General features: G+C 73.4%; 10 protein-coding genes and 2 pseudogenes. 5 read left to right on the top strand and 7 right to left on the bottom strand.

What is annotated here, in order from left to right:
• Positions 1 to 90: 90 nt before the first annotated feature.
• From OYE22_RS05745 to OYE22_RS05735, 3 genes are all read right to left on the bottom strand, one after another.
• The gene (locus OYE22_RS05745) at positions 91 to 1020 is read right to left on the bottom strand and encodes a polysaccharide pyruvyl transferase family protein (RefSeq protein WP_277319396.1); all 930 of its coding nucleotides are present in this window, start codon (positions 1018 to 1020) and stop codon (positions 91 to 93) included.
• 58 nt (positions 1021 to 1078) lie between these two features.
• On the bottom strand, positions 1079 to 2005 hold the full coding sequence (locus tag OYE22_RS05740; protein WP_277319395.1) for a glycosyltransferase: 927 nt from the start codon (positions 2003 to 2005) through the stop codon (positions 1079 to 1081).
• A gap of 145 nt (positions 2006 to 2150) precedes the next feature.
• A complete protein-coding gene (locus OYE22_RS05735) occupies positions 2151 to 2378 on the bottom strand; it encodes a DUF6480 family protein (RefSeq protein ID WP_277319394.1) in 228 nt (75 codons plus the stop codon).
• A 392-nt stretch (positions 2379 to 2770) separates the two neighbouring features.
• On the opposite strand from OYE22_RS05735, the pseudogene OYE22_RS05730 reads away from it, so the two are divergent.
• From OYE22_RS05730 to OYE22_RS05720, 3 genes and pseudogenes are all read left to right on the top strand, one after another.
• Positions 2771 to 3599, top strand: a pseudogene (locus OYE22_RS05730) (IS5 family transposase).
• Positions 3600 to 3629: 30 nt separating this feature from the next.
• Positions 3630 to 4501 (top strand): annotated as a pseudogene (locus tag OYE22_RS05725) (IS5 family transposase).
• A gap of 91 nt (positions 4502 to 4592) precedes the next feature.
• Positions 4593 to 6623: a UvrD-helicase domain-containing protein gene (locus OYE22_RS05720; RefSeq protein WP_277319393.1), complete on the top strand. Its 2031-nt coding sequence runs from the start codon at positions 4593 to 4595 to the stop codon at positions 6621 to 6623.
• Between the two features lie 205 nt (positions 6624 to 6828).
• Here the strand turns inward: OYE22_RS05720 and OYE22_RS05715 are convergent, their stop codons facing one another.
• A complete protein-coding gene (locus OYE22_RS05715; protein ID WP_277319392.1) occupies positions 6829 to 7617 on the bottom strand; it encodes a LysR family substrate-binding domain-containing protein in 789 nt (262 codons plus the stop codon).
• Between the two features lie 105 nt (positions 7618 to 7722).
• Between OYE22_RS05715 and OYE22_RS05710 the strand changes: the two genes are divergently transcribed.
• Positions 7723 to 8115, top strand: coding sequence for a DUF5997 family protein (locus OYE22_RS05710; RefSeq protein ID WP_277319391.1), 393 nt, complete (start codon positions 7723 to 7725; stop codon positions 8113 to 8115).
• 622 nt (positions 8116 to 8737) lie between these two features.
• A complete protein-coding gene (locus OYE22_RS05705) occupies positions 8738 to 10432 on the top strand; it encodes a PHP domain-containing protein (RefSeq protein ID WP_277319390.1) in 1695 nt (564 codons plus the stop codon).
• Positions 10433 to 10528: 96 nt separating this feature from the next.
• Here OYE22_RS05705 and OYE22_RS05700 read toward each other — a convergent pair whose 3' ends face one another.
• The 3 genes from OYE22_RS05700 to OYE22_RS05690 all read right to left on the bottom strand — a co-directional run bounded on the left by OYE22_RS05700 (position 10529) and on the right by OYE22_RS05690 (position 13345).
• The gene (locus OYE22_RS05700) at positions 10529 to 11449 is read right to left on the bottom strand and encodes a Gfo/Idh/MocA family oxidoreductase (protein ID WP_277319389.1); all 921 of its coding nucleotides are present in this window, start codon (positions 11447 to 11449) and stop codon (positions 10529 to 10531) included.
• A gap of 224 nt (positions 11450 to 11673) precedes the next feature.
• On the bottom strand, positions 11674 to 12234 hold the full coding sequence (locus OYE22_RS05695; protein ID WP_277319388.1) for a GNAT family protein: 561 nt from the start codon (positions 12232 to 12234) through the stop codon (positions 11674 to 11676).
• A gap of 274 nt (positions 12235 to 12508) precedes the next feature.
• Positions 12509 to 13345, bottom strand: coding sequence for a LuxR family transcriptional regulator (locus tag OYE22_RS05690; protein WP_277323998.1), 837 nt, complete (start codon positions 13343 to 13345; stop codon positions 12509 to 12511).
• Between the last annotated feature and the right edge of the window lie 71 nt (positions 13346 to 13416).

Raw genomic sequence — 13416 nt, 5'->3', positions numbered from 1 at the left:
CTGAGCCCCGCGTAGGGGCGGTGGGCCCGCGCCGTGGCGGGCCAGCGCCCTGGCGGGCGGGACGCGCCGCCCGCCACGCCCGGCCACCCGTCACTCCTGACCAGGAGCGAGGTGGCGCAGCAGGTCGGCGAGGAGGCCCGGGTCCGTGGGCGCGCCGGCGGAGTGGGCCAGCTCCCGTGCCCGGGCGCGCCCGGCCGGGCTCAGGCACCAGTCCAGCGCCTGGTCGAGTTCGGCCGCCGTCGCCCGCTCGGCCGGCAGCACCATCGGCCAGCCGAGCGCCGCGGCCTGGGCGCTGACCTTCGCGCTGCCCGCCACCGGATCGACGGCCAACACCGGCGTCCCGGCCCGCAGCCCCAACACCAGCCCGTGCAGCCGGGTGGTCACCACGGCGTCCAGCCGGGCGAAGACCGCGTGCACCTGGTCCGGGCTGGCCGGCAGCCGCCAGTCGTCGGCGTCCAACCGGGTGTCGAGCGGCAGCCGCGCGGCGTCGAGCCCGCCGGCCCACGCCTCGATGACCCGCGCCACCTCCTCGTGGCGCCGGCGCGCGCCGTACTCGTGCTGGCCCTCGGTCACCACCACGCCGACCACCGGCACCACCCGTGGCGGCGGCGCGTGCCGGCTCAGATCCGGCGCACCCGCGGCCGCCGCCTCGTCGCGCGCCAACACCACGTCGAACCCGGTGACCGCCGGGTCGGCCGGATCCACCACGGACACCCCGACGGCGATGCGCCGGCAGTCGGCGAAGCGCCGGTGCAGGTCGAGGAGCGGCGCAGGGACGCCGTCGACCGGGGGGCGCCGCGAGTGCAACGGCCCGCACGCGAAGACCAGGTGCGTGTACGCGGCCGGGTCCACGTTCTCCAGGTGCAACCCCGCCGGCCGGAAGGTCGGGGACCAGGCAGTGTCGTACGGGATCGACGCCCCGCGCAGCGCGTCGCGCACCACGTCGGCGACGAGCAGGTCACCCGCGGTGACCTCGCCGTGCAGGAAGCTGAACCAGCCGGTCAGCAGGGTTCGGGGCACGGGTCAACTCCTTGGGGCCGGCACCGGCCGTCGTCGGTGCGCTGCTGGAACCCGCCGGTCAGCCGACGTAGCGGCGGGCCGACGACGCGTTCTGCGGCGCCTCCAGGAGGGCCAGGCGGCGCTCCACCGAGGCCGGCAGCGGCCGGCGCTCGCGGACCACCCAGGGCAGCCCGGCCAGCGCCTCGCCCACGGCGCGCACGGAGGTCGCGTCGCGCGGCACCGTCGCCGCGAGGTGGGCGGTACGGCGCAGCGCGGCCGGCGCCGAGCGGCGCAGCCAGGCGAACCACAGGGTGTTCCGGATCCCGTGGCGGCGGCGCAGCCGCGCGTCGCGGCTCGCGGACGGCCGGTGGTGGATCGTCAGCTCCCGCGCGTAGGCGAGCCACCAGCCACGGGCGGCCAGGTCGGCGGCGAGCAGCTCCTCCTCGCCGCCGAGCCACAGCCGTGGCGAGAAGCCGCCCGCCGCGCGGAAGGCGTCGGCGCGCAGCACGGTGGCGGCGGCCAGGAACGACCCCAGCGCCGGGCCGGGCAGCCAGCCCGGGCCCTCCAGCGGCGAGTCGCGCAGCTCGCTGACGATCGGGTCCTCGAACGGTTCCCCCGCCGGCTCGCCCCCGTCGGTCAGCGGCGGGTGGACGAGGATGCGCGCGGTGACGGAGGCGAGCCCGGGGTGGGCGTCGAGCAGGTCGGCCGCGGCCGTCAGGGAGCCCGGCTCCCACCACGAGTCGTCGTCGCAGAAGGCGATGTAGTCCGTGCCGACCAGGCGCGCGGCCAGGTTCCGGCCGACCGCCCCCAGGTTCCGACCGGGCTCGACCAGCCGCACCGACGGCCGGTGGGCCCGTACCGCGGCGGCCGTACCGTCGGTCGAGGCGTTGTCGACCACGATCACCGGTGGCCGCTCCGGCAGCGCGGTGAGCCGCTCCAGGGTGTGCAGGAGTTCGGCCCGGCGGTTGTGGGTGATCACCACGACGGTGATCCGGTGCTCGCTCATGCGCGGTCCTCGGGGATCGACGGACTCGGGTCGTGGCCGCCACGCGCGCCGAAGGCGGGCCGGGCCCACGCCCGGGCACGTTTCGGGCGCCGGCCGCCCGTGGCCCGGGGGCGGCAGGGGCGGCCACGGGGCCCGCGCGGCGGTGTCACTGGAGCCAGATGCGGGCGACGAAGTACACCACCGCGGCCAACACCAGCAGCCCGATCAGGAACACCGGTGCCTTGGCCCATCCGGTCGTCGGATTGTGCGTCTCCTCGGGCCCGGCGTCGGGGGTGCTGCCCTCGGCGGGCGGCGTCTCCCCGGGAGGCACCGACCCACCGGGTTCGAGACCCGGTGTCGTCCGCGGGTCCGGATCGGGGTTCTTGTCGTCCATGCCTCTACGAGTAGACGCACCCGGGGGTTTTCACACCTGCGGACCCTCTTTCCCGCCCACCAGGACCCCGCGCGCGGGCGGCACGCGGTGCCGCGTGCCGCCCATGGCGGCCGTGGCGCCGACGACGGCCGCCACGCCCATCGCGGCCATTGCGGCTGAAAAGGCCCTCTTCCCCCGATACGAGGCCAAGGCTCACCCTGGCCACGAGGGCGAGCACGACGCGGCGCGGAGGGGTGGCCTCAGGGTGTGCGGAGGCGTACCGAACGCGGTGGTAGCGCCCGGGCCGGCGGGTGCGCGCCCTGCCGCCTCAATGGCGGACCGTCCTATCATCGTCACTCCGCGTTCTAGGCGGTGTCTTCAAATGATCTTGTCTGGTGGATCATGGTGTCGTGATACGTCGCCATGAACTGTCCGATGCCGAGTGGGAGTTCGTCCGGCCGCTGCTGCCCGAGTCGTTGCGGGGACGCAAGCGGCTGGACGACCGCAGGGTCCTGAATGGGATCGTGTGGAAGTTCAGGACCGGGACGGCCTGGCGGGATGTGCCCGAGCGCTATGGTCCGTGGGCGACGCTGCATACGCGTTTTCGCAGGTGGGCGGCGGACGGGACGTTCGACCGGATGCTGCGGGCCGCCCAGGCCAAGGCGGACGCGGCGGGTGACATCGAGTGGCTGGTGTCGGTCGACTCCACCATCGTCCGGGCACACCAGCACGCGGCCGGGGCCCGAAAAGGGGGCTCCAAGACCCGGCACTCGGCCGCTCCCGAGGCGGTTTGACCAGCAAGATTCACCTGGCCTGCGACGGTCGGGGCCGTCCTCTCGCCTTCCTCGTGACGGGCGGGAACACCAACGACTGTGCCCAGTTCACCGCCGTGATGGAAGCGATCCGGGTGCCCCGGATCCGACCCGGTCGACCCCGCACCCGACCCGATCATGTCATGGGCGACAAGGGCTACAGCTCGAAAGCGATCCGTACCTGGCTCCGTCGCCGCGGCATCCCGCACACGATTCCCGAGCGGGCCGACCAGGTCCGCAACCGGTCCCGGCGCGGCAGCCGCGGAGGCCGCCCGCCGGCCTTCGACCGCGAGGTCTACAAGCACCGCAACGTCGTGGAACGGTGCTTCAACCGCCTGAAACAGTGGCGCGCATCGCCACCCGATACGACAAGACCGCCCAGTCCTACGAAGCAGCCGTCACCCTCGCATCACTCCTGATGTGGGCGTGACATTTGACGACAGGTCCTAGGCAGTTTCGTTTGGATCAGTCAGTCGTTGGTCCGGGTGTGCCGTTGACTGATGCGCAGTGGGCGCGGATTGAGCCGTTGCTCCCCGACCGGACGCCGCAACGGGGTGGCCGTTGGCGGGACCATCGTGAGGTGATCGACGCGATCGCCTTCAAGTTCCAGACCGGTACCCAGTGGGTGCACCTGCCGGAGAAGTACGGCAACTGGCGGGGCGTCTACAACCGGCTGCGGATGTGGGCCGTCGACGGCACGTGGGAGCGGGTGTTCACCGCCCTGGTGGCCCAAGCCGATGCGGACGAAGACGTCAGCCGGGCCGTCTCGGTGGACTCCACGATCGTGCGGGCCCACCAGCATGCGGCCGGGGCCCGTAAAAAGGGGCCCCGGCCGGCGAGCCGGACGATCACGCCATCGGCCGGTCCCGCGGCGGACTGACCACGAAGATCCACCTTGCGGCCGACGGCCGGTGCCGGCCGCTGGTGTTCGTCCTCACCGCCGGACAGGCCGGAGATGCACCCGCCTTCACGGACGTCATGGCCCGCCTGCGCGTTCCCCGCCCTCTTGGACGGCCCCGCACCAGGCCGGACCTGGTCCTGGCCGACAAGGCGTACTCCTCCCGCGCGATCCGCAGTCACCTGCGCAGACGCGGCATCCGCGCGGTGATCCCGGAACGGGCCGACCAGCAGGCCAACCGGCGGCAGCGCGGACAGGCAGGCGGCAGACCTCCGGCCTTCGACCGCGAGGCGTACAGGCAGCGCAACACCGTCGAGCGGTGCATCAACCGCCTGAAGCAGTGGCGCGGCATCGCCACCCGCTACGAGAAGACCGCGACCATCTACCTCGCCGGACTCCACATCGCCGGCATCTTCCTCTGGTCCGCCCGCTGATCCAAACGAAACCGCCTAGGGGGGACTGGAAATGGCGGCAGGCTGGTCGGCTTCGCGACGGGCGTAGGAGGCGCGGCGGCAGGAGCGGCTGTTGCGCGAACAGTGGCAGGCAGCGCGTCGGCGGGCGCGCCAGTGGGAAGCGGCGAGTGACGGCGAACGTCGCGTGGCCGCACAACTGTTGGTGCTCACCGAGCGCGGCTGGCGGCTGCTGGTGGACCGGCGGTGGCCGGGAACCCGTACCGCCAACGTGGACATGCTGATGGTGGGACCCGGCGGGGTCTTCGTCATCGACGTGAAGAACTGGCGATCCGCTCCGCGCATTGTCGGCGGCCAGCTCCACGCCGGAGGCGAGCCGCGTGACGAGCACGTGGTGAAGCTTCTCGCGGTCACGAAGGCGGCCGAGAGCGCCGTCGCGTCGCTCGGCATGTCCCCGGTGGCGGTCCAACCGCTCATGGTCTTCGCCGGGCACCGGGTCGACGCCGAGATCGGCAGGGTCCGGCTACTCGGCGAACACGAGATCGGTTCGGCGCTGCTCTCGGAGAACCGCAGACTGCGTACGGAGTCGGTGCGCGCGTTCGCCGACCACCTGGAACGGGTCTTTCCCGACTACGCGGGGTCGACGGTGGAACAGGAGGGCCCCACCGTCCAGCAACAGCAGGCCCGACAGGCCGAGCCGGACGGCCTGTTCGACCTCCGGGGCCTGCGGGACGCGGCACTGGAAGAAGCCATGCGGGCCCCGATCGAGCAGTGGATGACGTTCCTCGACCCCGATCAGGTGGCGCTGGTCCGCCGCAACTGGTCGGGCCCGGCGCGCATCAGCGGTCCGGCGGGTACGGGGAAGACGGTCGTGGGCCTGCACCGCGCGGCCCACCTCGCCCGGCGCACCGATGGCCGGGTCTTGTATGTCACGTTCGCGAACAACCTGCCCCGGGTGCAAGGCACGTTCCTCAGGGCGATGTCCCCGGCCGTCGCGGACCGGGTGGACTTCAGCAGTCTGCACTCCTGGGCGCAGGACTTCCTCCGGGAGCGCGGCGTGAGCGTCCGGCTGCACGGGAAGAAGGCCGAAACCGCCTTCAGCCTCGCCTGGAAACACGTCGGGCGGGACAGCCGCCTGGCGGAGATAGACCCCGCGGCGGACTACTGGCGCGACGAGATCGCCCACGTCATCAAGGGCCGCGGCATCACCACGTTCGAGGAGTACGCGACCGTCCCCCGACGCCGCCGCCGCGCGATCCTGCGCCGGGCCCACCGGCAGGCGGTGTGGGCGCTGTACGAGAGGTACGAGTCACTGCGCAACGAGCGCGGCGTGCACGACTTCGACGATGTCCTCTCCCTCGCCCTGGCAGAAGCGAGCCGGCACACCGACCGTCCCCGGTACGCGGCCGTCATCGTGGACGAAGTCCAGGACCTCACCCTCGTCGGAGTCCGCCTCCTGCACGCCCTGGTCGGCGACGCCCCCAACGGGCTGCTGCTCGTCGGCGATGGCCAACAGGCCGTCTATCCGGGCGGCTTCCGACTCGTCGACGCCGGCATCGACATCCGCGGTGATCGCGGACAGGTTCTGCGCACCAACTACCGCAACAGCAAGCAGATCCTGGACGCCGCACTCGGGGTCGTCGCCGACGACGCGTTCGAGGACATCGACGGTCTGCGCAGCCCCAGCCGTCGGGACGTTGACGTCACCTACCACGACGGAGAAGTGGTTCGCGTCACGAAGCCGACCGTGGCCGAGCACGACCGGGCCCTGCTGGACGCCCTGCGTGACCTGCCAGCGCAAGCGCTCGCCGACGCCGCCGTGCTGTGCCCCTCCAAGCGGGCCATCGCCCACTACCAGCGGCTACTCACCGGGGCGCAGCTCCCGGTGTGCCTGCTGGAGCACTACGACGGGAACCCCGTCGACGCGGTCAAGCTGGGCACCTACCGCAAGGCCAAGGGCCTGGAGTTCAAACGCGTGTACCTGCCGCAGCACGACGTCGCCCCGCTGAACGGCGCGCGGGCCGCCGAGTCGGGTGGCGCGGCGGGACAAGAAACGGCACGGGAGCGTGCGGAACTCGCGCGCAGCCAACTCTTCGTGGCGATGACCCGGGCCCGGGACGTGCTGTGGCTGGGTCGCGTGGCCTGAGGAGGGCGACGTGGGGGCTTGGGTGAGCGCACCAACCGTCGAACGGCGGCCTTGCCAAGGCACTGAGTCCGGCCCGTCCTGGTGTGCGGGTTGCACGTCGCGGTGGTTGGGTGGGCTGAGGCCTGTCGAGGGGCTGCCCGCTGGAAGTGGTCCGCTCGCGGGTGGAGGGAAGCCGCCCCTCCCCGCCCCCTGGCCCCCGCAGGCGCTACGGCCTGCGGCGGGGCTTGCCGCCCTTGGGGCCGCCGGAGCCGCGGCGGGGGTTCTTGGCGGACGGCTTGCCCGCCGACCTGCCGGCGCCCCTGCCGCCGCCCTTGCCCCCGGCGGGCTGTTGCCGGCGCGTGGCGGTCTTGTCCGGGCGCTTGGCCTTCGGCTCGGGCTCGGTGCGGCGGCCCCGGGTGCTGTTGACCGTACGGCCGCGGACGATGCCGATGAGGTCCTCCACCAGGTCCGTCGTGGCCTCCTGGGGCCACGACAGCGCTACGCGGGAGGTAGGCACGTCCGTGATCGTGCGGTACGTGAGGTCTCTGCGGTGGTGCAGCCGGGCCAGGGACTGCGGGACGATCAGTACGCCGATGCCCGCCGCCACCAGTTCGACGGCGTCGGCGGTCGTGGCGGGGCGCTCACGGGCGGGGAGCCCCGGCGGCTGTTCCCAGCCCAGGGTGTCGTCCAGCGGATGGAGCGCCACTTCCTCGGCGAGGTCGGCCACGGTCACCTCGTCGGCCGCCGCGAAGAGGTGGTCCTTGGGGATGACGACCACCGTCGTCTCCTCGTAGAGGGGGATCGCGCTGAGGTCGTCGCCGTCCACCGGAAGCCGGACGAACCCCGCGTCGGCCTCACCCCCGCGCAGGGCCCCGCAGATCTCGGCGGCCGGCGTCTGGGTGAGGGTGAGGGGGATGTGAGGCAGTCGCTCGTTCCAGATGCGCACCCACTTCGAGGGCGTCACCCCGGGTACGTAGGCGAGCCGGAACGCGGGAGAGTCTGCCGAGCCTGTCACCTCGCCAGACTACCGGCCGTAGTCGCCGACCGACCCACGGGAGGCCGCAGGCGGTGGCGAACCCTCGTGGTCAGCGCGTGCGCATCGGCTCGTTACCCTTAATCCATGAGCCAGACCATGAAGCCCGCCACCGCTGCGAAGAAGCTGGGTGTGTACCTTGAGGCCACCCCCGCCGAATTCCGGGAGGGCGTGGTCTCGCGCACCGAGCTGAACGCCCTCCAGGCCGACCCGCCCCAGTGGCTGAGCGACCTGCGCCAGAACGGCCCGCACCCGCGCCCCGTCGTCGCGGCCAAGCTGGGCGTCTCCGTCTCGGGCCTCGCCCGTGGCGGCGTCACCGAGCCCCTCACCACGCAGCAGATCGACGCGCTGAAGGAAGAGCGGCCCGAGTGGCTGGAGCGCGAGCGCGCCACGCAGGCCGAGGTCCGCAAGGAGGCCGTCCGCCTGAAGGCGAAGAAGGCGGAGCAGTCCGAGAAGGCGGCACGGGCCGAGCAGGGCTGAGCACGGGGCGGGCGCGCCATGACCGCTCCCTCGCCGTTACCTGTCATCGACCGCCGGCCGTCCGCTGCCCGCCCGACACCCGCCGCCTGACACCCGTTATCCGTGGCCCGTCGTCTGAGGCCGGCGGGCCCCGGCCCGGCGACGAGTCGACTCCGACGCCCGGCTGACGGGAAGCGCGGGTTCTCCGTACCGCGTTGGGGCGCGTCGCGGCTTCTCCCCGACGCTGTTGACGCTTCGCATCGCCCATGGTCGGGACAGCGGGGCGAGCCACGCTCCGGAACCACCCTTCGTCGGCGCGGGTGTACTCGCCACCGCCTGCGACAGTCGCGGGGCCGGCACACGCTGGAGGGTGTGCCCCGCGAGGGTTGACCCCTTCGACGAGGGTTGGCCTCTTCGCGCGTTGGCCTTCGCCCCGCCGGCACCCGTGGCTCCCGCCGCACCTCAGACAGCGGTGACCAGCGGTGATGCCCTGATCACGAGTCATGAGTCACGAGTCACGCACCCCGCTTGTCCGTCACAGGGGGAGTCCGCGAAGTTCGCCCCCGATTCACCCGGTCGTTTCGCGTTCCAGAAATCCTCCTCTTCACGCGAAATGTTCCTACCCGACGGAGAACAGCACGTCATGACCCACCCTGTGCCCGAATGGGCCGACCCCCAGGTGCCCGCGGAATCACTCGACCCGCAGGGGCTCAGCCGTCGAGGGCTGATGCGTCGCGCCGGCCTGTTCGGGGCGGGGTTCGCCGCCGCCTCGCTGCCCCTTCCCGCGCTGGCCCACGGGCGCGGGCACGGGCACGGGGGACACGGTCCCGGCCACGGTCACGGCGGGCACGACCACGCCCCCAACCTGGTCTACCTGGTGGGGGACCACCACAACCACACCGTCTACAGCCACGACGCCAAGTACACGTTCTCCCAGATAGCCTCGGCGGGGCGGAAGTTCGGCCTTGACTGGATGGTCTTCACCGAGCACAGCAACATCGGCCACGCCAGGTTCGGTGCCGCGCGGGAGCACCGCGAGATCCTGCGGGCCCGTGCCGAGAACCGGCGCATGCTGATCTTCCAGGGCCTTGAGTGGTACATCCCCGGTGCCGAACACTGCACCGTCTTCTCGCCGCCCGGCCGGCACGAGGTCGACCTGCTCACCCGCTTCGAGGAAGCCTTCGACGGCAAGCTGCTCGGCTACACGGCCGGCGGCCCGAACCACCCCGACACCCCGCGCAACGAGGCGCACGCGATCAAGGCCCTCAAGTGGCTGGCCGAGCAGCGACGCACCCGGTACGTGGACGACGTCCTGGTCCTCGCCAACCACCCCATGCGGCTCGGCATCGACTCCCCGCACGAGCTGCGCGGTTGGCGCGACGCGGCCCCCGACATCATGATCGGCATGGAGGGCGCTCCCGGCGCCCAGGCAGGCGCGATCCCCGGCTGGCACGCGGACACCAACGTACGCGGCGAGTACACCAACTCGCCCTCCGCGGACTCCTGGCCCGGCTATCCGCGCGAGGCGTACGTCACCTACGGCGGCTTCGACTGGGCGACCGCGACCGTGGGCGGCATGTGGGACGCGATGCTGGCGGAGGGCAAGCTCTTCACCATCACCTCCAACTCCGACGTCCACCGCGTCGCCCAGGACACCTGGGTCAACGGTGACTGGCGACCCGGGCAGAACTTCGACAACACCGGCCGCCTCCCCGACCCGTACAACACCACCGAACCGCAGCCCGGCGGCGACTTCTGGCCCGGCCAGTTCAGCCGCACGCACGTGGGGGTCACCCGGTACGGCTACCGGCACGTGATGGAGGGGCTGCGTGCCGGGCGGGTCTGGGTCGACCACGGCCACCTCGTCGACGGCATCGACGTCAAGGTGCGCGGCGAGCGCGGCAACAGTGCCACCCTCGGCGGCCGGCTGCGGGCCCGGCGGGGCGAGCGGCTCACCCTCACCGTGACCGTGACCGCGGCCTCCCGCCGCAACCCGTACGGTGTGCTGCCCCGGCTGCGACACGTCGACGTCATCCGCGGCGCGGTCCGCGGGCCGGCCGCCGACCGCGACGACTGGCGAGCCCCGGACACCCGGGTCGTCCACACCTCCGACGTGGCGGGCCGTCGCGGTACGTACACCCTGCGCATCCCGGTCGGGCGCGCGGAGCACCCCTTCTACCTGCGCCTGCGCGGCAGCGACGGCAAGCGCCACGGCGCGGGCTTCCTCGGCGCGAAGATCGACCCCCACGGCCCGCTCCCCCACGAGCCCGGCAAGGGTGACCCGTGGCTCGACACGTGGTTCTACACCAACCCGGTCTTCGTGGACGTCACACGCTGACGGCCGAGCTCCCCGGGGCCACCGCCGGATCATCCCGGCCGGGAGGCCAACGGACTGGTCGATCATCCACCGCCTCCGGGACGCCGCCGCCGGCGCTCAGGGCCGCTCCGGCCCGGCGACCTGGACCGTACGGTCCTCGGCGAGCGAGCGCCGGGCGGCGTCCAGTACGCGCACGATCTCGTCCCCGAAGTCCACGTCGCACGGGTGGTCCCGGCGCCCGTCGGCGACCATGGTCACGAGCGTGTCGACCGCCTCGGCCGCGGCCAGCGAGGCGGTCGTGAAGCCCCGGGGGAGAGTGTGCACACCCTCCTCGCCGACGGCGGTGGTCACCACCTGACGGGCGGTGGGCGGCGCGGTCAGGCTCAGCGCGGCGGTACCGGTGGCGCCCGAGGCGTGTCGGGTCGTCAGGTGCACGGTGTCGCCGCGTCCGGCCAGCGCCGCGACCCGTTCGACGGGTCCGAGCAGCGGGGACAGGATGGACAGCGCGTGCGGGCCGATGTCCCACAGGGCACCTTCACTGCGCCGCCAGTCGCCCGGGGCCGGGCGCTCTCGCGGGTCGTAGAGCGGCACGAGCCAGACGGCGGAGGCCGTGTGCCAGCCGCCGGTACGCTCCGCCGCGTCGATCCACACGCGCTGCTCGGGCCGGAAGCGGCAGGTGAGGAAGGTCAGCGAGGCGACGTCGGAGGCGCGGACGGCCGCGCGGACCCGGGCGGCCTGCCCCGGGTCGACCGCCACCGGCTTCTCCAGCAACAGGTGGCGGCCCGCGCGTGCGGCGCGCTCGGCGAGGTCGGGCTGGACGGTGGGCGGGACGGCGAAGACGACGGCGTCCACGTCCGCCAGGAACGCGTCGAAGCTGTCGTAGGCCGGCGCCCCCAGCGCGTCGGCGGTCCGCGCGGTCCGCTCGGGCGACCGTCCCCACACCCCGGCGAGCAACCCGCCCGTGCTGGCACGCACACCAGCTCCGTGCGTGTCGCGCGCCCACGCGCCCGTGCCCACCAACCCGAACCGCAGAGCCATGCCAGCCCATCCCCTTCCACACCGCCGTCGTATCCGAACAGTGCCACGATGCCGCACCGGCTGCTCGGCCGTCGGCCTTCGTGACCGTGCCCTCGATCCCGTCGCGAGCGTATTCGGCCGGCAGGTGTCGGCGATGCCGCCGGGGAGGCGGCACGCCCCGGCCCCGCACCCGCCGGAACGGCACCTCCTGTCCGGGGGAGGGTTGTCCGCGCCCCGGGGAGGGGCTACCCGCGGCTGGCCGGGGGCTCGTTCAGGGCGGCCATCAGCAGCTTGTCGTGCCGCTCGCCCGCCCAGTGGAACGCGTGGCGTAGCCGGCCCTCCAGGCGGAAGCCGCAGCGCTCGTACGCGCGCCTGGCCCGGTCGTTGAACGCGAACACCTCAAGCCACACCCGGTGCAGCCGCACCTGGTCGAAGGCGTAGTCGAGCAGCAGCCGGACGGCCTCGGGGCCGACGCCCCGGCCGCGTGCGTGGGGGGCCAGCGAGACGCGGAGCGCGGCCGACTCGTTGTCCGGGTCCACCTCGGTCAGCGCCATCTCGCCGAGGAACGCGCCGCTGGCCAGGTCCTCGACGGCCAGGTCGAGCCGGTCCGGCTGCTCCGCGCGGCTCGCGCACCAGTCGGCGATCTGGGCCGGGGTGAAGGAGCGGTGCGTGCCGGTCAGCCGCCGCGTCTCGGGGTCGGTGGTCGAGGCGTACATCGCGTCGGCGTGGGACGCGGTGAGGGGGACCAGCCGCAGCCGTTCCCCGGTGAGGGTGGGCTTCGTGGCGAGGGCCTGGCGTTCGATCATGGGCCCCTGCCTACCCGCGGGCGGCGCCGAACGCCACCGCGTTTCGCCCGCCGTGGGCCCGTCGCCGGCAGGGGCGGGCGGTCGCGCACCCTTTGCCGGCGCCCGGACGAACCCGAGTGCGTCAACGCGCTCCCACGCGCCCCCCGCGCACCACGGCCACGACCACACCTGCGACGGCGACGGCGACCACAACCGCGACCGCCAGCCACGACCACGGATCGCGGCGGCGCCCACGGCCACGTCCACGGACAGCAGTCGCCGCACCCCCGGACCGCTACGGCAACAGCCCCGCCCGGCGCGCCGAGACCACGGCCTGGAGCCGGGTGTGGGCGCCCAGCTTCCGCATGGACGACCGCAGATAGCTCTTGACGGTCTCCGGGCGCAGCCCGAGCCGGTCGGCCGCCGTCGCGTTGGTGGCGCCCGACGCCACGCAGGCGAGCACGTCCACCTCGCGCGGCGACAGCTCGACCGTGGGCAGGTGGGGCGCCCGGTCGGGCGGGGGAGTGGCCTCGGGCGAGGCGGTGGCCAGCCGGCCGAGGACGGCGAGCAGGTCGTGGCGGAGCTTCTGGTCGTGCACGCGCTGGGCCAGCGCCCGCAGTTCGCCGTGGGCCGCGCGTACCTCCTCCCACGCCGACGGGTCCGCCTCCGGCGGGCGCGACGTGGCGGTCAGCACCCGCTGCGCCTCGTCCTGCGCGGCGTCGCGCACGGCGAGCGCCTGCTCCAACTCGCGGGCCGCCTCGACCGCCACCGACATGGTGCGGTCGCCGAGCGCCATCGGCTGCCGCAGCGCCCCGTACAGCACCCCCCGCACCCGGCGCCGCACCACCACCGGGACCGCGAGCACGCAGCGCAGCCCCTCCGCCGCGACGGCCGCGTCGTACTCGTGGCTGATGACCCGGGAGGCGGGGTAGTCCGATACGTAGACGGGGCGGGAGAGCGCCATGGCCTTGCCTCCGAGCCCGTTGCCGGTGGTAATGGTGAGACCGAGGAGCACGGGCGTGGCCGTGCCGGCCAGTTCGGCTATGCGGAATTGGCGGGTCCCCTCGAACAGTCCACCGAACGCGACCGGTAGTCCGCCGCTCCGTCGCATCCGTCCGAGCGCGGACCGCATTTCCACGGCGCCGTACGTATCCGCCACCGACACCTCCCCGTAAATACCGTCACCCCCGTCCGGGGGTAGTG

The organism is Streptomyces sp. 71268 (assembly GCF_029392895.1).
Classification (GTDB): Bacteria; Actinomycetota; Actinomycetes; order Streptomycetales; family Streptomycetaceae; genus Streptomyces.
Note: the sequence above shows the minus strand (reverse complement) of the source record. Positions and strands in the feature narration are given on the sequence as shown.

Bases quoted from the DNA above. Each gene is read 5' to 3' on its own strand.
- OYE22_RS05740 (WP_277319395.1), bottom strand. From the start codon at position 2,005: ATGAGCGAGCACCGGATCACCGTCGTGGTGATCACCCACAACCGCCGG.
- OYE22_RS05735 (WP_277319394.1), bottom strand. From the start codon at position 2,378: ATGGACGACAAGAACCCCGATCCGGACCCGCGGACGACACCGGGTCTC.
- OYE22_RS05710 (WP_277319391.1), top strand. From the start codon at position 7,723: ATGAGCCAGACCATGAAGCCCGCCACCGCTGCGAAGAAGCTGGGTGTG.
- OYE22_RS05705 (WP_277319390.1), top strand. From the start codon at position 8,738: ATGACCCACCCTGTGCCCGAATGGGCCGACCCCCAGGTGCCCGCGGAA.
- OYE22_RS05700 (WP_277319389.1), bottom strand. From the start codon at position 11,449: ATGGCTCTGCGGTTCGGGTTGGTGGGCACGGGCGCGTGGGCGCGCGAC.
- OYE22_RS05695 (WP_277319388.1), bottom strand. From the start codon at position 12,234: ATGATCGAACGCCAGGCCCTCGCCACGAAGCCCACCCTCACCGGGGAA.
- OYE22_RS05690 (WP_277323998.1), bottom strand. From the start codon at position 13,345: ATGCGGTCCGCGCTCGGACGGATGCGACGGAGCGGCGGACTACCGGTC.